The organism is Ornithinimicrobium flavum, assembly GCF_004526345.1.
Classification (GTDB): domain Bacteria; phylum Actinomycetota; class Actinomycetes; order Actinomycetales; family Dermatophilaceae; genus Ornithinicoccus; species Ornithinicoccus flavus.
The window spans coordinates 541,195-565,372 of sequence record NZ_CP038213.1 but is presented as its reverse complement, the minus strand read 5'-3'; the positions used below and the strand labels follow the sequence as shown (position 1 = coordinate 565,372).

The following is a 24,178-nucleotide window of genomic DNA, read 5'->3' as shown; positions in this document are numbered from 1 at the left end:
CCAGCGGTGCCCGCCCCCAGGATGAGGAGCGTGTTCATGACATCCACCATACCCCCTACGGTATGTAGTAGATGCCTCTTTCGGGCGCTCCGGGCCCGGATGTGACGCAGCAGACAGGCCGGGTCACGAAGCCCGGCCGAGGACCCTCAGCACGCTGACGGAGAAGTCGGACCCCGGTCGCCAGGGCTGCAGGTCCCAGGTGGCGAACCGGTGCTCCAGCACCAGCCCCGCCCCGGGCAGCACGGCGTCCAGGTCGGCAGAGGTGAAGCCGCGACCCACGCGGCAACCCACGAGCACGAACCCGCCAGGACGCACGTGGGCGGCGACCCGACGGACGGCGCCGCCCCGGTGCTCCTCGGGCACGAAGTCGAGCACGTTGCCGGCCAGCAGGGCCCCGTCGAACGGCTCGCCCTCCCCCTGGGCCGCGAGGTCCAGGGTGGTCAGGTCCCCCACGAGCCAGGTCGCGCCCGGGTGGTCCTCCCGGGCCGCCGCGACCAGGACGGGGTCGACGTCGATCCCCACGACACGGTGCCCGAGCCGCGCGAGGTGACCGCCGTGCCGCCCGGGTCCGCACCCGGCGTCAAGCAACCTGGCCCCGCGCGGCGCCAGGACGTCGACCAGGCGCGACTCCCCCTCCAGGTCCTCCCCGCGCCGCCCCATCTCCCGGAAGCGGGCGGCGTACCACCTCGAGTGCTCCTCGTCCCGCAGCCCCGGCCACAGGGAGGTGGGTGTGCCGTCGGGGAGCGGGTCGACCGGTGCACGGTAGGGGTGGTCGTTCACCCGGCCACTGTAGGGCGGGTCTACCCTGGGCCGCCATGACCGATCTGGTGGGCCGCTGGCGGTCGCCGGACTTCCTCGACGAGGTGACCCGGTGGGTCGACGCGGCGCTCCTGATCGCCGGGTGGCGACGCACCGGGCCCCTCACCGAGCGCAAGGTCCGGTTCTGGGCCGCCGTGCACGAGGTCCCGGTCGTCCGCGCCGACCAGGAGGGGGTCGACCTCCCGGCACGCGCCTTCATCAAGGTGGCCAACCCCGGGCAGGCCTTCGAGGGGGAGCTGCTCGCCGCGCTGGACCGGATCGCACCGGGGCTCACCGTGCCGCCGTGGGCGGTCGACCCGGGCCGGGGGTGGTGGCTGCTCCCTGACGCCGGACCTCATCCGGAGCCGTCCGGGAGCGCCTGGACGGAGTGCCTGGACCTCGCCGCGGATCTGCAGCGGGCGTGTGCGCCGCACCTCCACGAGCTGGCGATGGTGCCGCTCCTGGACGCCCATGACGCCGTCGAGCACGCCGTCCGCACCGTCGAGGCCCTGTCCGGGCTCCCGCCCGGCCATCCCCAGCACGTGGACGCCACGCGGGCCCGGTCGATGCTCACGGGGGTGGGGCGGCTCACCGCCCGATGGACGTGCTGTGCGGGACCGGGCTGCCCACGACGCTGCAGCCGAACGACGTGCACCTCGGCAACGCCGGCCGGGGAGCCGACGGCCGGCTGCGCCTCTTCGACCTGGGTGACGCGTTCCGCTCCCACCCGTGGGCCGTCCTGTCCGCCCCGTTGCGCACGGCGGGCGGGACCCGGCTGCGGGACCCGCTGCCGGGGACCGCGACGGTGCACGGACTCCTCGACCGGTATGCCGAGCACTGGCCCGAGGTCGACCGGTCCGACCGCGCGGAGGTCCTGCGGGCGGCGGACCGCCTGGGGGCGCTGCACCGGGCCGCCTCCTGGGACCGGCTGCTGGCCCCGGTCGACCCCGACCGTCTCGGGGTCCCGACGCCCGTCGTCGCCGACTGGCTGGCCCTGGCCCTGGCCTGAGCGGGCGGACGTCAGCCGTAGGCCAGCCCGCGCTCGGCCGCCCCGTCACCGTCGTCGTCGTCCTCCCCGGGCGGGACGCGGCACCACGCCTGACCGACGTAGCCCGAGACCGACAGCGCCAGGGCCAGGGCGGCGTGCAGCAAACCCCACCCCAGCTGCAGCCGTTCGCTGGGCACGTCGGCGTGCGGCAGGTGGACCAGGGCGTTGGCGGTGTACCACCCCACCAGCGCGGCACCGCCGAGCGCGGCCGCCTGGGCCCCCACCAGCGTCCCCCTCCCGCGCTGCGGAGTGGGTCGCGCGGTGCCCTTGCCCCGGGCGTAGCGGCGGATCTGCCAGCACATCCCCAGGACGAGGAGCGTGACGGCGACCAGGGGGACCACCCCGATCCAGGAGATCACCGGGTAGTTGGCGCCCAGGGACCTCGCCACCTGGAGCAGCAGCCAGCTGGCCATCCCGGCCAGCACGGCGACGACCAGCCCGGCCGAGGGACGGACCCCCTCCGCCGGGTTCACCGGGGGTCCTCCCACCGGCGCACGGCCTGGTCCGACAGCGCCGGGACGAGGTCGCCCACGGCCACCACCTCCTCGCCCACCCGCAGCCGGGCGGCGGGGTCGACGTCGAGCCAGGGGACGAGCACGAAGGCCCGCTCCCGGGCGCGCGGGTGGGGCAGCGTCAGCTCCTCGGCCGTGGAGCGGACGTCGGTCCCCTCGAGGGGGTCGCCGTACTGGACGAGGTCGAGGTCCAGGGTCCTAGCTCCCCAGCGGGCCGTCCGGGTCCGGCCCAGCGCCGCCTCGACGTCGTGCAGACGCGCGAGGAGACGACCGGGTGACAGGCTGGTCCGGGCCACCGCGACCGCGTTGACGTAGTCGGGCTGCCCGGCCACCAGGTCGCCACCGACCGGGGCGGTGACGAACGCGTCGGACACCCTGAGCCGTCGCAGCCCCGGCGTCCGGCGCAGCCGGGCCACGGCCTCGCGCAGGGTCACGTCGGGGCCCGCGCCGTCCCGCTCCAGGTTGCCCCCCAGTGCCAGGACGACGGGGAGGTCCTTGTCCCTGCGGACGACGACCTCGACGTCCCCGAAGGGCACCCCGACCGGCGCCTGCGGCTTGTGGACGGTGACCGTGACCGACTCCACGAGGGGCCGGGCGAGGACCCGGTCGGCGATCTGGCTCGCGACGCTCTCGATGAGGTCGCGGGGCTCCCCCTCGACGACGGCCACGACGTCGGCGGCCACCTCGCCGTAGTGGACGGTGTGCGCCAGGTCGTCGGTGCGCCCGGCCCGGGTCAGGTCCACGTGCATCTCCACGTCGACGACGAAGTCCTGGCCGTCCCGCCGCTCGTGGTCGAAGACACCGTGGAAACCACGGGCCCGCACGCCGGTGAGTCTCACGAGGTCGCCGCGCCGCGTCATCGCCCCGCACCCCCGACGGGTCCTCGCGTATGGAGCGCGGTCGGATTCGGGTGCGTGCGGGCGTGACGCCGCCGCATCTCCTCCACGCCCAGCGCGTCGCGCGTCGCGGCGACGTCGTGCACGCGGACCGCCCAGCACCCCGCCTGGGCCGCGAGGAGGCTGGTCGCGGCCGTCGCGGCGTCCCGCTCCGGTGCCGGTGTCGGTGTCCCGCCGGGATTCACGGGGGCCCCGGGCCGGGCCGGGAGCCGGCCGAGGAAGCGCTTGCGGGAGGCACCGAGCAGGACGGGGAGGCCGATCGCCAGGATCTCCTCCATCCCCGCCAGCAGGGTCCAGTTGTGCCCGGCGTCCTTGGAGAAGCCCAGCCCGGGGTCGAGGATGATCTGCCCGCGCGACACCCCGGCCGTGGCCAGGGCGTCCACCCTCTGCTCCAGCTCGGCGCGGACCTCGGCGACGACGTCGTCGTAGTGCGGCTCGGCGGAGGGGTCGGTGAGCAGACCCCGCCAGTGCATCACGACGAACGGCGCACCCGTGCTCGCGACGAGCTCCGGCATGGCCTCGTCGGCCAGCCCGCCGGAGACGTCGTTGACCAGCACCGCCCCGGCCCGGAGCGCGGCAGCCGCGACCGCGGCGCGCATCGTGTCGACCGAGACCAGCAGGCCGTCCCCGGCCAGCGCCTCGACGACGGGCACGACGCGGTCGAGCTCCTCGGCCTCCGAGGGGCGGGTGCTGCCCGGGCGCGTGGACTCGCCGCCGACGTCGAGCAGGTCGGCGCCCTGGGCCGCGAGCGCCCGTCCGTGGGCGACGGCCGCGGTCGGGTCCAGCCAGCGACCCCCGTCGCTGAAGGAGTCCGGGGTGACGTTGACGATCCCCATGATCCGGGTCACCCCCGGGAGCACCAGGTCGGCCACGGTGCGCGGTGCGCTCACGCCCCGGCCCTCATCCGGCCGATCGGCTGATCAGGCTCATCGCCTCGGCGCGGGTGGCCGGGTGACGCAGCTGTCCACGGACGGCGGACGTGGTCGTGCGGGCTCCCGGCTTGCGCACGCCCCGCATCGACATGCACAGGTGCTCGGCCTCCACGACGACCAGCACGCCGCGCGGGTCCAGGTGGTCCATGAGGGCGTCGGCGACCTGGGTGGTCAGCCGCTCCTGCACCTGGGGCCGGCGGGCGAAGACGTCGACGAGCCGGGCCAGCTTGGACAGCCCGGCGACGCGGTGGTGCCGTCCGGGGATGTAGGCCACGTGCGCCATCCCGTGGAAGGGCAGCAGGTGGTGCTCGCAGGTGCTGTAGACGGCGATGTCGGTGACGAGCACCATCTCGTCGTGCTCCACGTCGAAGGTCGTGCCCAGCACCTCCCTCGGGTCCTGGTGGAGCCCTCCGAAGACCTCGGCGTAGGAGCGGGCCACCCGGGCCGGGGTGTCGAGCAGGCCGTCGCGGTCCGGGTCCTCACCGACGGCGAGGAGGATCTCCCGCACGGCGGCCGCGATCCGGTCGTGGTCGACACCCTGGAGGGGACGGGCACCGTCCACCGCCACGGCGGCGTCGGCCAGGTCCCCGTGGCCGGCGGCGTAGGGGTCGTCAGGGCCCGGGGTCGACACGTCCGCCCTCGGGCACCTCGATCACCTTGGCCGGAGGCTTCTCCCGCAGGGCGTCCTCCAGCGGGTTGTGACCGTTGGCCATCGCCCGCTTCTCCGCCTCGGTGAGGACCGGGCCCTCCTGGTGGACGGTCCGTCCGTCGGAGGAGAGCCAGACCGGGCGCACCGGACGCTTGCGGACGTCGGTGAAGATCTCCGCGATCGCCGCGGCGTTGAGCGTCTCCTTCTCCAGCAGCTCCAGCACCAGCGCGTCCAGGATGTCGCGGTTGTCGTTGAGGGCGTGCCACGCCTCGTCGTGCGCTGCCTCGATGAGGCGGCGCACCTCCTCGTCCACCACCCCGGCGAGGTTCTCGGAGTAGTCCCGCTCGTGGCCCATGTCGCGGCCGAGGAAGACCTCACCCCCGGCGGAGCCCAGCTTGACGGCACCGATGCGCTCGCTCATCCCGAACTGGGTGACCATCTTGCGGGCGAGCCCGGTGGCCTTCTCGATGTCGTCGCGCCGCGCGGTCGTCGGGTCGTGGAAGACGAGCTCCTCCGCGACGCGTCCGCCGAGGGCGTAGGCCAGCTGGTCCAGCAGCTCGTTGCGGGTGGTGGAGTACTTGTCGTCGGCGGGCAGGACCATCGTGTAGCCCAGGGCCCGGCCGCGCGGCAGGATCGTCACCTTGCTCACCGGGTCGGTGTGGTTCATCGCCGCGGCGACGAGGGCGTGCCCGCCCTCGTGGTAGGCCGTGATCTTCTTCTCCATGGCGCTCATGACCCGCGTGCGCTTCTGCGGGCCGGCCATCACCCGGTCGATCGCCTCGTCGAGGTCGGGGTCGTGGATGACCTTCTCGTTCTTGCGGGCCGCGAGCAGCGCCGCCTCGTTGAGGACGTTGGCCAGGTCGGCCCCGGAGAAGCCGGGGGTGCGCCGCGCGATCGCCATGAGGTCCACGTCGGCCAGGGGCTTGCCCTTGCCGTGCACCTGCAGGATGTGCAGGCGCCCCAGCATGTCGGGGGCCTCGACCGCGATCTGCCGGTCGAAGCGGCCTGGGCGCAGCAGCGCCGGGTCGAGGATGTCGGGCCGGTTGGTGGCGGCGATGAGGATGACGTTGGTCTTGACGTCGAAGCCGTCCATCTCCACCAGCAGCTGGTTGAGGGTCTGCTCCCGCTCATCGTGGCCCCCACCCATGCCGGCGCCGCGGTGGCGACCGACGGCGTCGATCTCGTCGACGAAGATGATCGCCGGGGCGTTCTCCTTGGCCTGCTCGAAGAGGTCACGCACGCGCGAGGCGCCGACGCCCACGAACATCTCCACGAAGTCGGAGCCGGAGATGGAGTAGAACGGGACGCCGGCCTCGCCGGCCACGGCCCGCGCCAGCAGCGTCTTGCCCGTCCCGGGTGGCCCGTAGAGCAGGACGCCCTTGGGGATCTTGGCCCCCACCTCGAGGAACTTGCGGGGCTCGGAGAGGAACTCCTTGATCTCCTCCAGCTCCTCGACCGCCTCGTCGGCCCCGGCGACGTCGGCGAAGGTGACCTTCGGCATGTCCTTGGTGGCGAGCTTGGCCTTGGACTTGCCGAACTGCATGACGCCGCGCCCGCCGCCCTGCATCCGCATCATCAGCCACAGGAACAGGCCCAGGATGAGCAGCAGCGGCAGGAAGCTGGCCAGGATGGAGACGAAGAAGTTGGGCTGGGCGGGGTCGTCGGTCCACTCCCCCGCCGGGACGTACTCCTCGACCAGCTCGATGACCTGGTCACCGCGGGCCTCGACGTAGTAGGCCATGACCTGGTCGGTCTCGCGGACCCGGTTCTCCTCGTCGGAGTAGGGCTCGGTGAGGGTGAGGTCCATCCGGTCCGGGGTGATCTCGGCCGAGGCGACCTTGCCGTCCCGGATCAGCTGCATCGCGTCGGCGGTGTCGATCCGGGTGAAGGGGCTCTGCGACAGCAGGGTGTACCAGAGGATCCCGAGCGCGAGGAAGAGGAAGATCCACATCCACGGGCTGGGCTTGCGGCGCTGCGGCCGCGTCGGCTTGGCGGTGCTCATGTCTGACGCTGTCAGGCCTCCGCCCCAGGGCGGCGGCCCGGTCCTCCTGCTCGGTCGGTCCGGATCGTTCCTGCTCGCCACAACGCTCGGACGGGTGCGGCTGTTCCGTCGGTCTGCTCCGGTCAGGAGTAGACGTGCGACGCCAGCGTGCCGATGACCCGCAGGTTGCGGTACTTCTCCGCGTAGTCCAGACCGTAGCCCACCACGAACTCGTCCTTGATGTCGAAGCCGACGTAGCGCACGTCGATCTCCACCTTCGCGGCCGTCGGCTTGCGCAGGAGGGTGCAGATCTCCAGGCTCGCCGGGCGGCGCGAGAGCAGGTTGGTGCGGATCCACGAGAGCGTCAGGCCCGAGTCGATGATGTCCTCGACGATGAGCACGTGGCGGTCGGTGATGTCGGTGTCGAGGTCCTTGAGGATGCGCACGACACCGCTGCTCTTGGTGCCGGAGCCGTAGCTCGACACGGCCATCCAGTCATCTCCGCCGAGCCCGGCAGCGCCCGCATGAAGTCGGCCATCACCATCACCGCACCCTTGAGCACCCCCACGAGCAGCACGTCCTTGTCGGCGTAGTCCTGCCAGACGGCGTCGGCGAGCTCCGCCAGCCGGCCCTGGATCTGCTCCTCCGTGAGCATGATCGAGGCCAGGTCCTCACCCATGTGCTCGGCGTCCACGCGTGCTCCTCGTGATGTCGGTGCGGCAGCTGCTCGTCCGCGCGCCGGGCCGGCGCGACGAGGTGCGGCACGGACCATTCAACTACGCCGGCCCCCGCAGCCACACCCGGTCCCCCGAACGGCCGGCCCGCACGCGCCCGGGCAGGTGCAGGGGGCCCTGCCCGCGCCACCCGGTGACGAGGTCGTCCACCGCGAGCAGGTGCTCGCGGGTGAGGTCGGTCCCAGGGCTGCCCGCGCCGAGCGCCAGCCGTCGCCACAGGCGGGTGCGGACGGCGCGGGGCAGGGCCGAGAGCTCGGCCACCGGCCAGGGCGGTTCCCCGAGCCCCCGGTATGCCGCCTCCGCGGCCTCGTCGAGGGCGTCGGCGTCGTCGCGGAGCAGGTCGGCGGTGCGTGTCAGACCCCGCACGACGCCCCGGCCGAGCTCGGCCCCGAGCACCGCCAGCACCCGGCGGGCCCGCACGCGGGTGTAGCGCGGGTCCTCGTTGTGCGGGTCGGACCACGGCTCGAGGCCCAGGTCGGCGCAGGCCTGCACCGTCTGCGCCCGCGAGACCCCGAGCAGCGGCCGACCCAGCAGCGGCCCACCCCCCACCGGCCGCGCCGTCTGGTTGCCCTTAGCCCCCACCGGCCGCCTCGCCTGGTTGCCCTCAACCCCACCGAGCGCGCGCCGTGGCGGCATACCGGCCAGCGACCGGGCACCGGACCCCCTGAGCAGGCCGAGCAGGACCTGTTCGGCCTGGTCGTCCCGGGTGTGACCGAGCAGCACCACGTCGGCACCCAGGTCCTGCGCGGTGGCGACGAGCGCGCCGTAGCGTGCACGCCGGGCGTCGGCCTCCGGCCCTGCGGCGGTCGGACCGACGTCGCACCGCACGACCTGGACGGGCAGACCCAGTCCGGACACCACGGCGGCCGTCCGGTGGGCCACCTGCCGCGAGCCGTCCTGCAGGCCGTGGTCGACGACGACCGCCGCGGCCCGCCAGCCCTCGCGGGGGGCGACGTGGGCGATGGCGGCGGCCAGCGCCAGCGAGTCCGCTCCTCCTGAGCACGCGACCAGGACGAGCGCGTCGGGTGCGAGCCCGACCGAGCGCAGCCACCGGCGCACGGCGACGCGCGTGGAGGCGACGGCGGCTGGAGGCCCGGGCACGGGATGGCGGCGTCCGGCGGGAGGGGTCAGCCGTGCACGCGTCGGACCCAGGCCTGCGGGTCCGGGATCTCGGTCGCGCGCGGCAGCGCCTCGGGGGAGGTCCAGACCACGTTGAAGCCGTCCACCCCCACCTCGTCCACCACGGCGCGCACGAAGACGGCGCCGTCGCGGTACTGCCGCATCTTGGCCTCCATCCCCAGCAGCCGGCGGAGCAGCTTGTCGACGTTGCCCGCACCCTGGCGACGCTGGGTGAACTTCGCGCGGATCTCGGACACGGTGGGGATGACGCTGGGCCCCACCTCGTCCATGACCACGTCCGCGTGCCCCTCCAGCAGCGACATGATCGCGGTGACCTCCGCCAGCCGCTCGCGCTGCTCGGGAGTCGCCATGACCTGGGTGATGTCCTCCTTCCCGGTGATCACGCCCGGCAGCCGGCCGACGATCTCGGCCAGCCGTCGGCCCAGGTCGTCGGGCTCGGGCATGATCTGGGTGCCGACCGCACGCGCCGTGTCGATCATGTGCTGGCGCAGCCACGGGACGGCGGTGAACTGCACCCGGTGGGTCTCCTCGTGCAGCGCCACCCAGAGCCGGAAATCGCCCGCGTCCACCCCGAGCTCCCGCTCGGCGGTGAGGATGTTGGGCGCGACGAACATCAGCTTCGGGGTGCCCTGGGGGGCCAGGTCGTACTGCCCCAGCACCTTGGTCGAGATCCAGGACAGCAGGCCCGCGACCTCGGTGCCGGTCACCTTCCCCGAGATCGCCTGGGAGGTGGGGCCCAGCTCGGGGGCTGTCCGGCCGGTGCGCTCGGCGTGCTCGCGGTCCGAGACGCGCTTGCGGGCGACCACGTCGTCGAGGACGGGGGCGAGCATGGCGCCCATCGACTCCGCGTTGGCGCGGATCCACCCGGCGCGGTCGACGACCAGCGCGGGGGGCACCCCCGGGGGCGTCTGCATCCGGGCCGTGGTCGCGACCGGGTCGACCGCCCGCTCGCCGGCGGAGCGCAGCTCCTCGACCAGCTGGGTGATCTCGGCCCGGGAGGCCTTCGGCCCGGCCGGTGCCAGCCGCGCGGCCGCCCCGGCGGCGAACTCCCAGTCGACCAGGGCGCTGCCCGGGACGTCGCGGGCGGTCGTGGGCAGGGTCGGCGTCGGGCCCTCGGGGGTCTGGGTCATGGACCCACGGTATGCGGTCGGCCCGGACCCGTCCCCCGCACCGGGGTCAGCACCCGCAGCGGGCGAGCTGGGCGACGATCTCGTCCAGCATCGAGGCCGCCTCGAGCGCGGCGGCGTCCTCACCGATCCGGTCGGCGCCGACGGCGTAGACCAGGAGCCTCCCGTCGGCGGTGACGACCGACCCGGCCAGGGAGGTGACCCAGGGCAGCGTCCCGGTCTTGGCCCGGGCGTTGCCGACGGCCTGGGCGTGGACCGGCAGGTGGAAGCGAAGGCCGTTGCCCAGGGTGCCGGTGTAACCGGCGATCGGCAGCCCCCCGGCGGCCAGCACCTCCTGGAGGGCGGGGTGCGACCCGTCCGACCCGGCCACCAGGACCGAGGCCACCGCAGCCATCGACAGCCGCGTGCCGTCGGACAGCCCGCTGCCGTCGACGATGCGCATCCCGGTCAGGTCGACCCCGTAGCGCTCGACCAGGGTGCGGGTGATCCAGGCGGTCACCGACTCCTGCTCGGGACTCTCCCCGGCGGCCGCGGCGGCCTGGCGCGCGAGCTGCTCGATCATCGCGTTGTCACTGGTCGCCAGCGCCAGCGCCAGAGACGTCGCGACGGCGGCGGACTCCACGAGGCCAGCTCGCCGCGTCCGGCGCGATCTGCACCTCGGCGGCCCTCGCGTCCTCGTCCTCGGCGCCGACCACCTCGATCCCCTCCTGCGCCAGCGCCGCGCGGAAGACGCGCGCGACCTCCTGCTCGGGCCGCTCCGGGGAGGGGTTGAAGGGCAGGGCCCGGTCGGAGGCACGGCCCAGCTGCACGATCCGGCCGGTCCAGCCCTCCTGCACCCAGTGGTCGCTCCAGGTCGGCACCGCGTGCGGCCCCGCCACGTGGGAGAGATCCAGGGCGACGGTGACCGGGCCGGGGTCGGTGGGTGCGTCGGAGGTGGTCGCCGCGTCCTCCGGGAGGACGGCACCCGGCCCCGGGGCACCCGTGGACGCTGCCCCGTCGCCGCGGACCCCGTTCCGCAGGGCCCGTGCGGTCTGCGCCGCGAGATCGGCGATGCCCGCGTGCCCGGCCACGGCCTCCGGGTCTCCCGCCGCGTCGCCGAGCAGCATGTCCCCGCCGGCCACGAGCACGACCTGCCCCGGCTCCGCCCCGGCGACCACCCGGGTGGAGAACCGTGCCTCCGGGTCCAGCCCGACGACGATCGCCGCCGCCGCGAGCAGCTTGGTGGTGGAGGCCGGGGTCATCAGCCGGTCGGCGTTGACCTCCGTCAGCACCTCGCCCGTCAGGGCGTCCCGGACGGACAGGCCCCGGCGGTTGCCCGGGCCGAGCCACTCGCTCTCGAGCTCATCCTCCAGCTCCTCCCGCAGGGCGGCCGGGTCCGGCGCCGGTGCGGCGGCGACCTCCCCCAGCGGGTGCTGGAGCGCGGCGATCCGGGGACGCACGTCCGAGGGGGCGGTCGGTGTGGACGACGGGCCGGTGACCTCGCTCTGCGAGGTGCTCGTCGCGACCGCGTCCTGCTCCCCGCCGGCCGAGGCGGCGGGGCCGGGCAGGCCCGCCCCGGCCGGGGGGAGGAGCAACGCCACGGCGAGCGCCGGGGCGACGGCATACCGCATGAGCACCTCCGGATGGATTCACGACACCCCGATGGGGGACACTGGAGCCGAGCCTAACGCCGTCCCCCGACCAGAGAGAGCCGCCGCAGATGCAGTTCGACGTGACGATCGAGATCCCGCAGGGAAGCCGCAACAAGTACGAGGTGGACCACGCGACCGGACGCATCCGGCTGGACCGCATGCTGTTCACCGCCACCCGCTACCCCGCCGACTACGGCTACATCGAGGACACCCTGGGCGAGGACGGCGACCCGCTGGACGCCCTCGTCCTCCTCGACGAGCCGACCTGGCCCGGGTGCCTCGTCGCGGCCCGCCCCATCGGGATGTTCCACATGAGGGACGAGGCGGGGGGTGACGACAAGATCATCTGCGTCCCCGCGGAGGACCCGCGCAAGCTGGCCATCCAGAGCCTGGACGACATCGGGACCCACACGCGGCTGGAGATCCAGCACTTCTTCGAGGTCTACAAGGACCTCGAGCCGGGCAAGTCGGTCGAGGGCGCGCACTGGGCCGGGCCGGAGGAGGCGCAGCGCGTCTACCAGGAGGCCGTGCAGCGGGCCAAGGACGCCGGTCTGTCCACCGCGCGCTGGCCGATGCCCCAGCACTGAGCACGACCGGGTCTCTCCCCGGCCCGACGCCCCGGACGGGAACCGACCCGACCGGGGCGTCGTCGTATCCCTCGTGCGGGGCCGGCGCCCAGGTTGAGTGGATACGCTGGGTCCGGCCGGTGCCGGGACTCGGCGCCGCACCCGTGGGACTGCAGGGTCGCGCGGCCGATCGAGGGGAACGGAAGGCACCATGACGACAGTGACCGAGACGCCCGGGGGCGACCTGACCGAGGGTGGCCGCAGGGCTCCCTGGCTGCTCATCGGGGGCGGGGTCGCCGCCGCGGCGCTGCTCGGTGGCGGGGTCTACGCCGCGCTGGCGATGAGCGGTGGCGGGGACCAGCCCGACAGCGTCCTGCCGGCGACGGCCGCGGCCTACGCCCAGGTCGACCTCGACCCGAGCGCCGGCCAGAAGGTCACGGCGGTCCGTTTCTTCCAGGGGCTGGACCCCGAGGTGCGGGCCAGCATCGACCGCGACTGGCGCGCCTGGGTGTGGGAGCAGCTCCAGGAGGAGGGCGACCTGCCCCCGGAGGTGAGCTACGCCGAGGACGTCGAGCCGTGGCTGGGCGACCGGGCCGGCGTGGCGCTCATCCCGACCGGGGAGGGCGAGGAGCCCGTGGCGGCCGTGGCCCTGCAGGTCAAGGACGGCCAGGCCGCCCTCGACTTCCTGGACGGGCTCGACGCCGAGGGGAGCGAGGACCTCGCCTACTACCTCGCGGACGACTACGTCGTGCTGACCCAGCAGGGGTCGCTGGAGCTGGTCCGGTCCGCCGCCGAGGCCGGGACCCTCGACGAGCACGAGCCCTACACCTCCGACATGGACGACCTCGGCGAGGCCGGGATCGTCGCGATGTGGGCGGATGCGGCCCGGGCCTCCGAGATCGATCCGTCCGCCTTCGACGCGGACCTGGGGCTGACCGAGGAGGCGCTCGGTCTGCCCGAGCGTCCCGACGTGACCGGTCGGATGGCCGGCACCCTGCGCTTCAGCGCCGACGCGATCGAGCTGCACGGCATCACCCGCGGGGTGTCCGGCGTCGCCCTACCTGCGTCGACCGGCGCGACCCGACTCGTGGGCGAGCTGCCGGCGGACACCGCCGTCGCTCTGTCCGTGGAGAACGGCGCGCAGATGGTGCAGGCGACCTGGGACTACTACGCCGATCTCTACCCCGACGAGGTCGCCGAGGTGTCCGGCCAGGCGGAGGAGGCAGGTTTCACCCTTCCCGACGACCTCCGGACCGTGCTCGGTGAGTCGATGACGCTGTCCGTCGGGCCGGGCATCGTGGACGCCGTGACGGGGATCAGCCCCACCGAGCCGTCCGTGCCGGCGCTGCCGCTCGGCTACCGCGTGACCACCGACACCGCCCGTCTGCAGACGATGCTGAGCGAGAACGGTCTGGGAGCCGGGTTCCTCACGGTCCGTGAGGACGACGGGACCCTCACCGTGGGCACCGACCAGGCCTACGTCGACTCCCTGGCCGACGGCACGGGCGAGACGCTCGGCTCCACCGCGCTCTTCTCCGCCGCGGTGGCCGACTCCGGCAGCAGCGACACCGTCTTCTTCGTCGACGTCGCCGCCTTCGAGCAGTACTACCTCCCCGAGGTCACCGACGAGGACGCCCGCGCCGCGCTGGAGCAGCTGGGCGCGGTCGGAATGTCCGGCACGACCGAGGGCGAGGGCGCCGGCCGCTTCACCCTGCGCCTGGTGGCCGACCAGGAGTGAGCCGCTCGCGAAAGGCCCCCCACCGTGACGGTGGGGGGCCTTTCGTGTCGGAGCCGCCTAAGGGAATCGAACCCTTGACCTATTCATTACGAGTGAATCGCTCTGGCCGACTGAGCTAAGGCGGCGGGCAACCCGCACGAGGATACCCGACCGGGCTCGCCGCCCCCAAACCTCAGCAGCGCAGCCCGTCCTGCGGCACGACACCGTCGAGGAGGTAGGCGTGCACGGCGTCGTCGACGCAGTCGTTCGATCGCCCGTAGGCCGTGTGCCCGTCGCCGTCGAAGCTGATCAGGACGCCGGAGTCGAGGGTGTCCGCGAGCTGGACCGCCCACTCGTAGGGGGTCGCCGGGTCCCGGGTGGTCCCGATCACGACGACCGGGGGCGCCCCGGGCGCCGAGTAGTCCTCGATGGTCTCGGCCGCCTCCACCGGCCACGACGCGCAGGCGCCGTCACCCGCGAGGTAGCGGCCCCACGTGGGGGCGACCTTCTCGAACTGCGCAAGGACCGCGTCCTCGTCGAGGTCGGCCGACGCCTCGCCCCGGCGGTCCAGGCAGTTGACCGCCCGGATCACCTGCATCGTGTTGCCGTCGTAGGTCCCGTCGCTGCTGCGCGAGAGGTAGAAGTTGGCCAGGAGCATGAGGATGGTCCCGTCCCCGTCGAGCGCCTGCGCCAGGGCCTGGGTGAGGACCGGCCAGTTCTCCTGGCCGTACATGGCGGCGATCACGCCGTAGAGGCCCCACCCCTCGGTCAGCTCCCCGGCGACGTCGCCCGTCACGGGCAGGGGGTCGGAGTCGAGCCGGTCCAGGAGGTCGCCGATGGTGCTCAGCACGGACTCGACGTCGCTCCCCAGCGGGCAGCTCCCGCCGGCCACGCAGTCCTCGGCGTAGGCGCGGGTGGCTCGCTCGAAGCCCTCGGCCTGGCCGAGACCCAGCTCCATGGCGGTGAGGGTGGGGTCGAGGGCGCCGTCCAGGACCATCCGGCCGACGTTCTCGGGGAAGAGCACGGCGTAGGTGGTGCCGATGAAGGTGCCGTAGGAGGCCCCGAGGTAGGTGAGCTGCTCGTCACCGAGGGCCGCGCGCAGCACGTCCAGGTCGCGGGCGACCTCGACCGTCGACAGGTGACCGAGCAGGTCGGGGGCGGCCTCGACGCAGGCCTGCGCGAACTCCTCGAGCTGGGCCTCGAGCCGGGCCTCCTCCTCGGCGTCGTCCGGGGTCGGGTCGCTGGCGATGAACTCGTCCATCTCGGCGTCGGACAGGCAGGTCAGCGGTGCGGACCGACCCACGCCCCGGGGGTCGAAACCGACCACGTCGTAGGACTCCAGCAGCTCCGGCCCGAAGCCGGGCCCGGCCAGCCTCGCGTAGTCCACGCCGGACACGCCAGGCCCGCCGGGGTTGACCACGAGCGACCCCCGGGCCGTCCCGGCGGCGGGCACCCTGAGCAGAGCCAGGTCGAGGGTGGCGCCGTCGGGCTGGGCGTAGTCGACCGGGACCGTGAGGCTGGCGCACTCGAACGCCCCCTCGCAGGCGCTCCAGTCCAGCGGCTGGGAGTAGTAGTCGTCCAGGCCCTCGGGGACCGGGCCGGGGGCTGCGTCGGGAGCCGTCGAGGGCGCGGCGGAGCGCGCACCCCCCTCGGTCGTCGCCGCGTCCTCGTCGGTGCCGGCGGCCCGGTCCTCCGCCTCGGCCGCGGTGCCCGCCGCGCTGGTGGGGGGTGGGGTCGCCTCCGGGGCAGACTGCCCCCCGGCGCAGCCGGCGAGCAGGGCGAGGCTCGCCACCGTCGCGGTGATCACCCGCGCTCGGGCGGTGTGGGTGCTGGCCACGTGTGTCCTTCCGGTCGTCAGTCGCTGCCGGGCAGCGTCAGGCCGATCATCATCGCCTCGAGGACGAGCAGCGGCGCGCCGTTGGCGATGAGCCGCTGCCGTGCGAGGCCGATGGTCTCCAGCGCCCCCAGCAGACCCTCGGGGGAGAAGGCCCGCGCGAGGCGCTCGACCTGCTCGGGGTCGCTGGTGTTGATGCGCTCCACCGGCGCCCCCGTCGACACCATGAGGGCGTCCCGGTAGGCGGAGGCGAGGTCGGTGAGCGCCGCGTCGATGCTGTCGTGCTGCTGGCGCCGGGCCTCGGCCCGGAGCCGCTCGTCGAGGCGCTTGAGGTGCGCCCGCACCGAGGGGGGCTGCGACCGGGCGGAGGGGTCCGCGCCGATCTGGGCCAGGAGCTCGTGCCGCTGCTCCTGGGCGTAGTCCTCCGACGTCGCCCGAGCCCCGTCCCCGGCCTCCTGGACGAGATCCTGGGCGGCGCGCAGCGCATCGCCCAGGGAGTGCAGCGACAGGGGGATCGAGACGATCTCGCGCCGCCGGGCGCGCGCGTGCTCGTCGGTCGCGAGCCGGCGCGCGATCCCGATGTGGCTCTGGGCGGCCCGGGCGGCGTAGTGGGCCATCGAGGGGTCCACCCCGTCACGCCGGACCAGCAGCTCGGCGACCGCGGCCGCCGGCGGGGTGCCCAGGCGCACGTGCCGGCAGCGGGACCGGATGGTCACCAGGACGTCCTCGAGGGTGGGGGCGCACAGCATCCACACCGTGCGCGCCGTCGGCTCCTCGAGCGACTTGAGCAGGGTGTTGGCGGAGTGGTCGTTGAGCCGGTCTGCGTCCTCGACGACGATGACCCGCCACCGGCCGATGCTGGGCCGGGCCTGGGCCTCGACCACCAGCGCCCGGGCCTCCTCGACCTTGATGAAGGTCTGCTCGGTGTCCACGATGCGCACGTCGGGGTGGCTCCCGGCCAGGACCATGCGGCAGGGCTGGCACCGCCCGCACCCCGGGTCGTCCTCCCGCTCGCACTGCAGGGCCGCGGCGAAGGTGCGGGCGGCCACCGACCGCCCCGACCCCGGCGGGCCCGTGAACAACCAGGCGTGAGTCATGGCCCCCGCCACGGACGCCGCGCGGTGCAGCGTGCCCACCACCCGGTCCTGGCCCACCAGCTGGTCGAAGACCCCGGTGGCGCTCACGGCGCACCCGCCAGCAGCTCCGTGACCCGCTCGCGCACCACCGCGGCGAGGTCCTCGACCCCGCCGGTGGCGTCGAGCACGACATACCGTCCGGGCTCGCGGGCCGCGAGGTCGAGGAACCCTCGCCGCACCCGGTCGTGGAAGTCGTCGGCCTCGCGCTCGAGCCGGTCGTGGACGGCGCCCCGGCGCTCCCGGCCCACCCCCGCCGGGACGTCCAGAAGGACCGTGAGGTCCGGCACGAGGCCGTCGACGGCCCATACCGACAGCTCGCGGATCTCCTCGTGGCCCAGGTCGCGGGCCGCGCCCTGGTAGGCGACGGAGGAGTCGAGATAACGGTCGGTCAGGACGACCTCTCCGCGCTCCAGGGCCGGCCTGACCAGCGTGGCCACGTGATGGGCACGGTCCGCGGCGAAGAGCAGAGCCTCGGCCCGCGGGCTGACCGAGCCGTCCTCCCCGTGGAGCAGCAGCTCGCGGATCCCGCGCCCGAGCGCCGTGCCCCCGGCTCGCGCGTGTGGCGGACGGCATACCCCCGCTCCTGCAGCCACTCCCCCAGCAGCCGGGCCTGGGTGGACTTCCCGGCCCCGTCACCCCCCTCGAAAGCCACGAACAGACCCCGCCCGACGCCGCGCGGGGCGGCGGAGGGCGGGGTCTGCTCGATCACAGCGGCAGCCTACGTGACGGCGCGGACCGACCCGGTGCTCGTCCACACCGCCCCCGGGACGGTCCTCAGCCGCGGGCGGCGTTGGCGACCACCGCGTCGTGCACGTACTGCGCCAGGCCCTCGTGGACGTCCTCGTAGGTCTTCCGGAAGCGCGGGTCGGAGACGTACATCGCGGCGATGCCCGCGTGCATCTCGCGGGGGCAGTCGTAGAACCAGCGGCAGATCTGCTGCCGGGCCTCCTCGGCCACGTCCATCGCCTCGGTCGACGCCGCGGGCACGCCGGAGCCCATCAGCTCCACGTAGCGGGCGTTGACCGCGTCCCCCTCGTCCTTGATCTGCTGCCACTGCGCCTCGTCGTAGCTCCGGGCCCGCCGCTGGGACTGCTCCCAGGCCTCGGTCCCGCCCCAGCGCTCCTCCGCCTCCTGCGCGTAGCTGTCGTCGAAGGTGTCGCCGAACAGCTCGCGCTGCTCCTCGCGGGTGATCCTGTGGTCGTTCATCTCTGCCTCCAGGGCTCGGTCGATGGCCGTCACGAGCTCGGTGAGCTCGGCGACCCGGGTCGTGACCGTCTCCCGCTGGCGGCGCAGGTGCTGCACGATCGTGGCACCGGCGTCGTCCGCGAGCATCTCGCCGATCCGCTCCAGCGGGAGGCCGAGCCGGCGGTAGACGACGACGTGCTGCAGCCTCCGCAGGTCCTCCTCCGTGTAGAGGCGGTACCCGGCGCGGCTGCGCTCCGACGGGACCACGAGGCCGATCTCGTCGTAGTGGTGCAGGGTCCGCACCGTCACGCCGAGGCTCTCGGCCACCTGACCCACGGTCAGCATCTCGCCCGTCATCGCCATGCTCCTGGTCACGCCTCCCACGATGAGACCTCACGTCGCGTGAGGGTCAAGCGGGCAGCTCCGGCGCGTCCTCCGTCCGGGTCATCGTGCCGCGTCCCCGCAGGCTCTCGAAGATCAGCGAGGTCTCAGCGTGCAGCACGCCCGGGCGGTTGGTCAGGTGGTCCAGGACGAAGTCGCGCAGCGCGTCGGCGCTGGGGCAGGCGACGTGCACGTAGTAGTCGATGGCACCGGACACGTGGTAGGCGCCCAGCACACCCGGCAGCTGGGGGACCTCCTCGGTGAACTGCTCGAAGTGACTGCGCCGGTGCCCCCCGAAGCGGACCGCGATCATGGCCTCGACCGGTCGGCCGACGGCGACCGGGTCGATGTCGGCGTGGATGCCGCGGACGACCCCGCGCTCGCGCAGGCTCCGCACGCGGACCAGGCAGGTCGACTCGGCGATGCCGACCTCGCGGGCCAGCATGGCGTTCGACATCCGCCCGTCCTGCTCCAGCAGCCGGACCAGGGCCAGGTCGGTCGGGTCGAGCGGCTTTTCGTCACGAGGATTCTTCGGCACGAGGACAGGGTATGCCGAAGCGGCCCGGTGACGCCTGCGCGTCACCGGGCCGCCTCGGCCGGGGTCACCGGCTCGAGGTCACTCCAACGTGCGGAGCTGCTCCACGACCTCCTCGGAGACCGCGACCGGGCCGCCGAGGACCGTGATCCGACCGGGCTCCAGCCGCTCCAGCGAGGACCAGGTCACCCCCGGCACCGAGGTGCTGCGCACCAGCAGGATCGGCACGTCCTCGCTCCCGGCCCGAGCCGCGCCGGCGAGCGCGTCGGGCCAGTTCTGGCCCGAGGCGACGTAGAGGCTGTCCACCGTCGGGTAGGCCTCCGCGACGGCCACCGCGGTGGCGTAACGGTTGGCCCCGGCGACGCGGGTCACCTCGCCGTACGCCTCCAGGGCGGTCTCCACGGCCGTGCTGACCGCCCCCGTGCCTCCCAGGACGACGATCTCGTCGGGGTCGAGCCGTTGCAGCTGGGCGATCGTCGCCGACGGCAACGAGTCGGTCCGGGTCAGCAGCACCGGGGCGTCCAGGGCCCCGGCCCGGGCCGCACCGGCGAGCGCGTCCGGGTAGTCCTGACCGGTCGCCACGAAGACGACGTCGGAGGCCTCGACCTCCGCGGCAATCAGGGCTGCCGTGCGGTAGCGGTCCGTCCCGGCCAGGCGCCGGGTCGGTGCGCCGCTGGCGGTCTCGATGGCCCGGACGACGGCGTCGCTCACCGCGGCCTCGCCACCGAGGACGACGACCTCCTGCGGGTCCAGCCGCTTGAGTTCCACCGAGGTGGCCGACGGCAGGGACCCGGGTCGGGTCAGCAGCACCGGGGAGTCCAGGCTGCCGGCCCGTGCGGCCGCCGCGATGGCGTCCGGGTAGGTCAGGCCGGTGGCGACGAAGACCGTGTCCACGCCTGGGGCGTAGGTCTGCGCGAGCGCCGCGGCGGTGCCGTAGCGGTCCGTGCCGTAGACCCGACGCACGTCGGGGTGGATCGGGCCCGGAGGCACCTCGCAGGTGGCGTGGAGCAGGGTGAAGTCCTGCTCGGTCATCTGTCCGCGCGGCGGGGTGACGAGCGCGCTGTCGCTCAGGTGCATGGCCGCCGAGGCGATGAGCTCCAGCTCGCCGACGCGCGTGTCGATCCACCGGGCGTAGCGCCCCTCCCCGTCGGTGACCATCCGCCAGTGCGGCTGGTCCATGCGGGTCGGGCTGGCGTCGACGCCGGCGCCGGGGATCGGGTAGATCTCCCCGATGCAGCTCTCACCGTCGACCAGACCGGTCAGCTTGCCCCAGGTCGCCGGGGGGGTGACGGTCATCGTGACCGGCACCGTCGGCTCGCTCCCCGGGACGCCGCCGACGACCTTGACCCCGGCGGAGTAGGTGCCGGGCTGCGCGACGTCGCCGTCCGTGGTCACCTGCACCGTGACCGACTCGCCCGGTGCCAGGGTGGCCTCGGTCCGGCTCAGGGAGAGCCAGGGCACGTCGGTCCCGCTGTCGCCGCAGTCGTCCAGGCCGGGCAGGTGCTCGACGACGTCCGTGGGCATGAACCCGCCCTGGTCACCGCCGACCCGCACGAACCCGCAGGCGGCCCCGCCCCGGTAGGTGGGCGTGTTGGGGTTGGGCAGGTCGAGCCAGGTGTCGGCCGTGGGGTCGTAGCCCCAGGCCTCGTTGGAGACGTTCTCGTCCACGATGCCTCCGGTGATGACCAGCATCCCGTTGGCCGCGGCGTAGGAGCTGCCCCACGTGGTCGCGGGGGCGTCGGCCACCTGGGTCCAGGTGTCGGCCGCCGGGTCGTAGGCGAAGGTCTGGGCGGACGTCCCCATCTCGTTGACGCCGCCGGTGCAGTAGAGCTGACCGTCGATCGCGCCGCACGAGGGGAAGGCCACGTCGAGCGGGTAGTCGGCCAGACCCTCCCAGCTGTCGCTCGCCGGGTCGTACGCCGTCACCGAGGACGACATCGGCACGCACTCGCCCGTGCTGCAGCCACCGACCGTGTAGAGACGACCGTCGAGCACGGCCTGGCCGGCCGCGGAGACCCCCCAGGGGGCTTCGGCCACCTGGGTCCAGGAGTCGGCCGCGGGGTCGTAGACGAAGGTCTCCGTGGCGGTGCCACCCTCGGGGGTCCATCCGCCGCTGACGACGATCTGCCCGTCGACGGTCCCGGCCTGGACCGCGTGCCGCGGGACGGGCAGCGGGGCGACGTCCGACCACGTCATGGTGTCGTTGTCGTAGACGCGGACCGCTCCGGTGCCCTCCATGCCGTCGCTGCCGCCGATGGCGTACCACCGTCCGTCCAGCGTGACGACCCGGCCGTCAATGACCGGCATCGGGTGGGGAGTCAGCTCCACCCACGGCTCCTCCGCAGGACCGACGGCGGCGGGCCGTTGGTCCGAGGCGCGCCCGGGGAAGGCGACGATCGAGCTCTCCGCGTCGGACCGGCGGGGCTCGGCGCCCCGCATACCCAGCGCCTCGGTCGTCGCCATCCGGGTCCCGTCGGCCCGCTGCATGACGAAGTCACCGCGGACCTCCTTGAGCTCGACGTCGACGGTCCCGTCGCCCTCGTTGGTGACGGTAAGGTCCTCGGTGGCCGAGGCACCCAGGACCACCTCGGTGTCGATCGAGGTCGGGTCCACCGTGAGCAGACCGCCGCCGAGCACGAAGTCGGCGCGGACCGCACCACCGTCGGGCACCGCGACGTCCTGCACCTGCGAGGTGTAGAGCCGGGCGCTGGCCTCGAACGGGTGGGTGCCGGCCAGGTTGCTGAAGAGCCAGTAGAAGCCGTCGTCCTGGCCCTCGTCGGCGGGGGTGTCACGGGTGATGCCCGTGTCGGCCGGGTTGTCCAGGCTGGTCACCCGCGCGCCGCGGATCGGCTGGTCCTGCAGCGAGGACCAGACGTTGCCGACGACGTAGCCGCCCTCACCGACGGGGTCGCAGGTGCGGTCCCCGAGGAAGACGTCGTCGACCTGCCAGAACCACGACCAGTAGGCGTCGTAGTAGTGGAAGCGGACCTTGACGTCGGGCTCGGCGGGCAGCGGCACCAGGTCCAGTCCCTGCGCCGAGCCGCCGTAGCTGACCGAGGTGGTCCAGGTGGCCCCGCCGTCCACGCTGACGTCCACGTCGGCCCGGTCGCCCAGCGACTCGTAGTAGTGCTGGAACGTCAGCACCGGGTTGGTCCGCCCGCTCAGGTCGAAGGAGGGGCTGATCAGCGAGGTGTCCTGGTAGCCCTCGGGGCCGTACCAGTCACTGTCGGCGATGGCGAACCCGCCCTCGCCACCGGTCAGGTTGCCCCGGCCGGCGGGGTCGTCGAAGGTCCACACCTGACCGGTGCCCGCGTGGTCCTCGACCGCCCACCCGGCAGGCAGGGTGAGGTCGTCGAAGGTCTCGGTGACCCCGTCGACGTTCACCTCGTAGCCGTTGGCGATGCACGAGAAGGAGTCGACCGGCACGGCGAAGTCGTGCTCGCTGTCACCCGTGAGCTGCATCTCCTCCGAGGCGAGCTGGTACCCGGGGTACTGCACGGTGACGTTGACCAGGACGTAGGTGTCCAGCGGGATGTCGAGCGCGTAGCTCCCGTCGACCGGGTCGGTGTAGGTGGCCAGGTCGGTGCCGGCCACCGACACCCGTGCGTACAGCGGGTAGCCCTGGCCGGACCCGTCGGTGACGGTGCCGGTGAGGGTGCCCGACGGCGCCTGGTCGAGGGCGAAGTCCTGGACCACGGTGGTGTCCACCGGGACGTTGACCGATGCAGAGTCCGTGACCCACCCGAACTTCGAGGCGCTCACGGTGTAGTCACCGGCCATGACCAGCGCGCGGTAGCCGCCGTCGGCGCCGGTGCGCAGGGTGCGGTCGAGGGGACCGTCCAGGACGACCTCGACAGCCGGCAGCGGGTCACCGGAGGCGGCGTCGGTCACGGTGCCCTCGAGGTAGCCGATGTCACCACGGGGAGTGGCGGCCACCAGCGCCAGAGCGTCCAGCCGGCCCTCACCGAAGACGTTGTTGTTCTCGGCGGTGCCGCCGCACTGCAGGTCCTCGGTGTCGATCGCGGTCCCGTCCAGCAGGCTCCTCGTCGTCCCCACGTCCCCGACCAGCGCGGGAGCGCTGGCCCACATCAGCGCGACCGAACCGGCCACGTGGGGTGCGGCCATGGAGGTCCCGGAGTAGATGTCGTAACCGTTGCCCGGCACCGAGGAGCGGACGCCGTCGCCCGGGGCGGCGATGTTGGGCTTGACCTCGCCGTCCTGGCCCGGACCGCGGGAGGAGAATCCGCTGATCGAGCGGGAGCTGTCGTAGCTGCCGACCGAGTAGGTCAGGATGCGGCTGCCGGGGGAGCCGGAGGTCTCGCAGCCCGGTCCCTCGTTGCCGTTGGAGAACACGCTGAACTGCCCGGCGGCGTGCCAGGCCTCGATGATGTCCTCCATGAAGGGGTCGTTCGTCGGCATGCCCGAGCCCCACGAGTTGTTGATGACGTGCGGTCGCATCGCCGGGTCCGGGTTGGCGCCGCCCACCTCGGTGGGCGCCAGCAACCACTCGCCGGCGGCGAACATCATCGCGTCGCTCAGGTCGGTCGAGGCGGCGATCCACCTCGCCCCCGGGGCGACGCCGATCTGGTTGTCCCCGCCGTCGTCACCGGCCATGGTGCCCATGGTGTGGGTGCCGTGCCCGGCCCAGTCCCACGGCGCGGGCTCGTTCTCCGGCGTTCCGTCGAACCAGTTGTAGTCATGGTCGGCGGTGGCGCCGTCCCACCCTCGGTACTGCTCGATCAGGGCCGGGTGGTCCCACTGCACGCCGCTGTCGAGGTTGGCGACGACGATGCCCTCGCCGGTGACGCCGAAGTCGGCCCAGACGTCGTCGGCGTTGATGTCGGCGATGCCCCACTCGACCGCGTCGGGGCCGACGTCGCGGAGCTCGACCGGCGTCGGGTCGGGCTCCTCGTAGGTCTTCGTGGGGTAGAGACCCTCCACCTGACGGTCGGCCGCCAGGGCGAGCGCCAGCTCCCGGGTGCCCCCCTCCACCCGGATCGCGTTGGTGATCCAGAAGGACCGGTGGGCGACGCCCTCGTCCCTCAGGGTGGCCAGGGCCTGCTGCTGGCTGGACCGGGCCGAGGCCGTCAGCGCGTCGTGGACGGCCCGGCCCCGGGCGTCCCAGTCGGCGATCCCGGCGAACTGGTCCAGGTCGGGCCGGTCGGCGAAGCGGAGCCAGAAGTCGGTGCGCCCGTCCTCCTCGAGGGTGTTCGCCAGGGTCTCGTCGATCTTGTCGACCGCCTCCGCCGCCGGCTGGGCGCCCGCGGGGACGGCCGCTGCCGTCGTGCCCCCCGCCAGGAGCGCCGCCCCTGCCAGCCCTGCGACGATCCGCCGCCACCTGTCCCGTGCGTTCATTCCCACGACCCCCTTTGGTCG

General features: G+C 73.7%; 18 protein-coding genes, 1 tRNA gene and 2 pseudogenes. 3 read left to right on the top strand and 18 right to left on the bottom strand.

Annotated features, from left to right (window positions below; genetic code table 11):
* Window positions 1-123 precede the first annotated feature (123 nt).
* Complete coding sequence (locus E3Z34_RS02625) at window positions 124-780, bottom strand: class I SAM-dependent methyltransferase (protein ID WP_238695312.1); 657 nt, start codon at window positions 778-780, stop codon at window positions 124-126.
* 616 nt (window positions 781-1,396) lie between these two features.
* On the opposite strand from E3Z34_RS02625, the gene E3Z34_RS02620 reads away from it, so the two are divergent.
* Window positions 1,397-1,807, top strand: coding sequence for a hypothetical protein (locus E3Z34_RS02620; RefSeq protein ID WP_134772354.1), 411 nt, complete (start codon window positions 1,397-1,399; stop codon window positions 1,805-1,807).
* Between the two features lie 11 nt (window positions 1,808-1,818).
* On the opposite strand, the gene E3Z34_RS02615 is transcribed toward E3Z34_RS02620, so the two are convergent.
* From E3Z34_RS02615 to E3Z34_RS02570, 10 genes and pseudogenes are all read right to left on the bottom strand, one after another.
* The gene (locus E3Z34_RS02615; protein ID WP_134772353.1) at window positions 1,819-2,319 is read right to left on the bottom strand and encodes a DUF3180 family protein; all 501 of its coding nucleotides are present in this window, start codon (window positions 2,317-2,319) and stop codon (window positions 1,819-1,821) included.
* Window positions 2,316-3,218: a dihydroneopterin aldolase gene (gene folB, locus E3Z34_RS02610; RefSeq protein WP_134772352.1), complete on the bottom strand. Its 903-nt coding sequence runs from the start codon at window positions 3,216-3,218 to the stop codon at window positions 2,316-2,318. Before folB ends, E3Z34_RS02615 begins: the two co-directional genes overlap by 4 nt.
* Complete coding sequence (gene folP, locus E3Z34_RS02605) at window positions 3,215-4,090, bottom strand: dihydropteroate synthase (RefSeq protein ID WP_134774699.1); 876 nt, start codon at window positions 4,088-4,090, stop codon at window positions 3,215-3,217. Before folP ends, folB begins: the two co-directional genes overlap by 4 nt.
* 64 nt (window positions 4,091-4,154) lie before the next feature.
* Window positions 4,155-4,769: a GTP cyclohydrolase I FolE gene (gene folE / locus E3Z34_RS02600; RefSeq protein WP_134774698.1), complete on the bottom strand. Its 615-nt coding sequence runs from the start codon at window positions 4,767-4,769 to the stop codon at window positions 4,155-4,157.
* A 28-nt stretch (window positions 4,770-4,797) separates the two neighbouring features.
* A complete protein-coding gene (ftsH, locus tag E3Z34_RS02595) occupies window positions 4,798-6,837 on the bottom strand; it encodes an ATP-dependent zinc metalloprotease FtsH (protein WP_420818969.1) in 2,040 nt (679 codons plus the stop codon).
* A gap of 122 nt (window positions 6,838-6,959) precedes the next feature.
* Window positions 6,960-7,510: pseudogene (hpt, locus tag E3Z34_RS02590) on the bottom strand (hypoxanthine phosphoribosyltransferase).
* 82 nt (window positions 7,511-7,592) lie between these two features.
* Window positions 7,593-8,651 carry a tRNA lysidine(34) synthetase TilS gene (gene tilS, locus E3Z34_RS02585; protein ID WP_134772351.1) on the bottom strand — a complete coding sequence of 353 codons (1,059 nt, stop codon included), beginning with the start codon at window positions 8,649-8,651 and terminating at the stop codon, window positions 7,593-7,595.
* A 26-nt stretch (window positions 8,652-8,677) separates the two neighbouring features.
* Window positions 8,678-9,820, bottom strand: coding sequence for a zinc-dependent metalloprotease (locus tag E3Z34_RS02580; RefSeq protein WP_134772350.1), 1,143 nt, complete (start codon window positions 9,818-9,820; stop codon window positions 8,678-8,680).
* Window positions 9,821-9,866: 46 nt separating this feature from the next.
* Window positions 9,867-10,439, bottom strand: coding sequence for a D-alanyl-D-alanine carboxypeptidase (locus E3Z34_RS17585; RefSeq protein ID WP_158288588.1), 573 nt, complete (start codon window positions 10,437-10,439; stop codon window positions 9,867-9,869).
* On the bottom strand, window positions 10,387-11,427 hold the full coding sequence (locus E3Z34_RS02570) for a D-alanyl-D-alanine carboxypeptidase (RefSeq protein WP_134772348.1): 1,041 nt from the start codon (window positions 11,425-11,427) through the stop codon (window positions 10,387-10,389). Before E3Z34_RS02570 ends, E3Z34_RS17585 begins: the two co-directional genes overlap by 53 nt.
* 89 nt (window positions 11,428-11,516) lie before the next feature.
* Here E3Z34_RS02570 and E3Z34_RS02565 point away from each other — a divergent pair, with 89 nt between their 5' ends.
* On the top strand, window positions 11,517-12,035 hold the full coding sequence (locus E3Z34_RS02565; RefSeq protein ID WP_134772347.1) for an inorganic diphosphatase: 519 nt from the start codon (window positions 11,517-11,519) through the stop codon (window positions 12,033-12,035).
* A 190-nt stretch (window positions 12,036-12,225) separates the two neighbouring features.
* Entirely contained in the window at window positions 12,226-13,752 is a 1,527-nt protein-coding gene (locus E3Z34_RS02560) for a DUF3352 domain-containing protein (protein WP_134772346.1), read from the top strand.
* 51 nt (window positions 13,753-13,803) lie between these two features.
* On the opposite strand, the gene E3Z34_RS02555 is transcribed toward E3Z34_RS02560, so the two are convergent.
* The 7 genes and pseudogenes from E3Z34_RS02555 to E3Z34_RS02525 form a co-directional block, all read right to left on the bottom strand.
* A tRNA-Thr gene (locus E3Z34_RS02555) sits at window positions 13,804-13,877 on the bottom strand.
* A gap of 47 nt (window positions 13,878-13,924) precedes the next feature.
* On the bottom strand, window positions 13,925-15,568 hold the full coding sequence (locus E3Z34_RS02550; protein ID WP_238695311.1) for an alpha/beta fold hydrolase: 1,644 nt from the start codon (window positions 15,566-15,568) through the stop codon (window positions 13,925-13,927).
* A gap of 17 nt (window positions 15,569-15,585) precedes the next feature.
* The gene (locus E3Z34_RS02545) at window positions 15,586-16,749 is read right to left on the bottom strand and encodes a DNA polymerase III subunit delta' (RefSeq protein WP_134772345.1); all 1,164 of its coding nucleotides are present in this window, start codon (window positions 16,747-16,749) and stop codon (window positions 15,586-15,588) included.
* Window positions 16,746-17,410 (bottom strand): annotated as a pseudogene (tmk, locus tag E3Z34_RS02540) (dTMP kinase). Before tmk ends, E3Z34_RS02545 begins: the two are co-directional and overlap by 4 nt.
* Before the next feature lie 65 nt (window positions 17,411-17,475).
* Window positions 17,476-18,261, bottom strand: a complete 786-nt coding sequence (locus E3Z34_RS02535) for a MerR family transcriptional regulator (protein ID WP_338043767.1) — start codon at window positions 18,259-18,261, stop codon at window positions 17,476-17,478.
* Between the two features lie 34 nt (window positions 18,262-18,295).
* Entirely contained in the window at window positions 18,296-18,805 is a 510-nt protein-coding gene (locus tag E3Z34_RS02530) for an Lrp/AsnC family transcriptional regulator (RefSeq protein ID WP_134772344.1), read from the bottom strand.
* 78 nt (window positions 18,806-18,883) lie between these two features.
* On the bottom strand, window positions 18,884-24,157 hold the full coding sequence (locus E3Z34_RS02525) for a cell wall-binding repeat-containing protein (RefSeq protein WP_134772343.1): 5,274 nt from the start codon (window positions 24,155-24,157) through the stop codon (window positions 18,884-18,886).
* Between the last annotated feature and the right edge of the window lie 21 nt (window positions 24,158-24,178).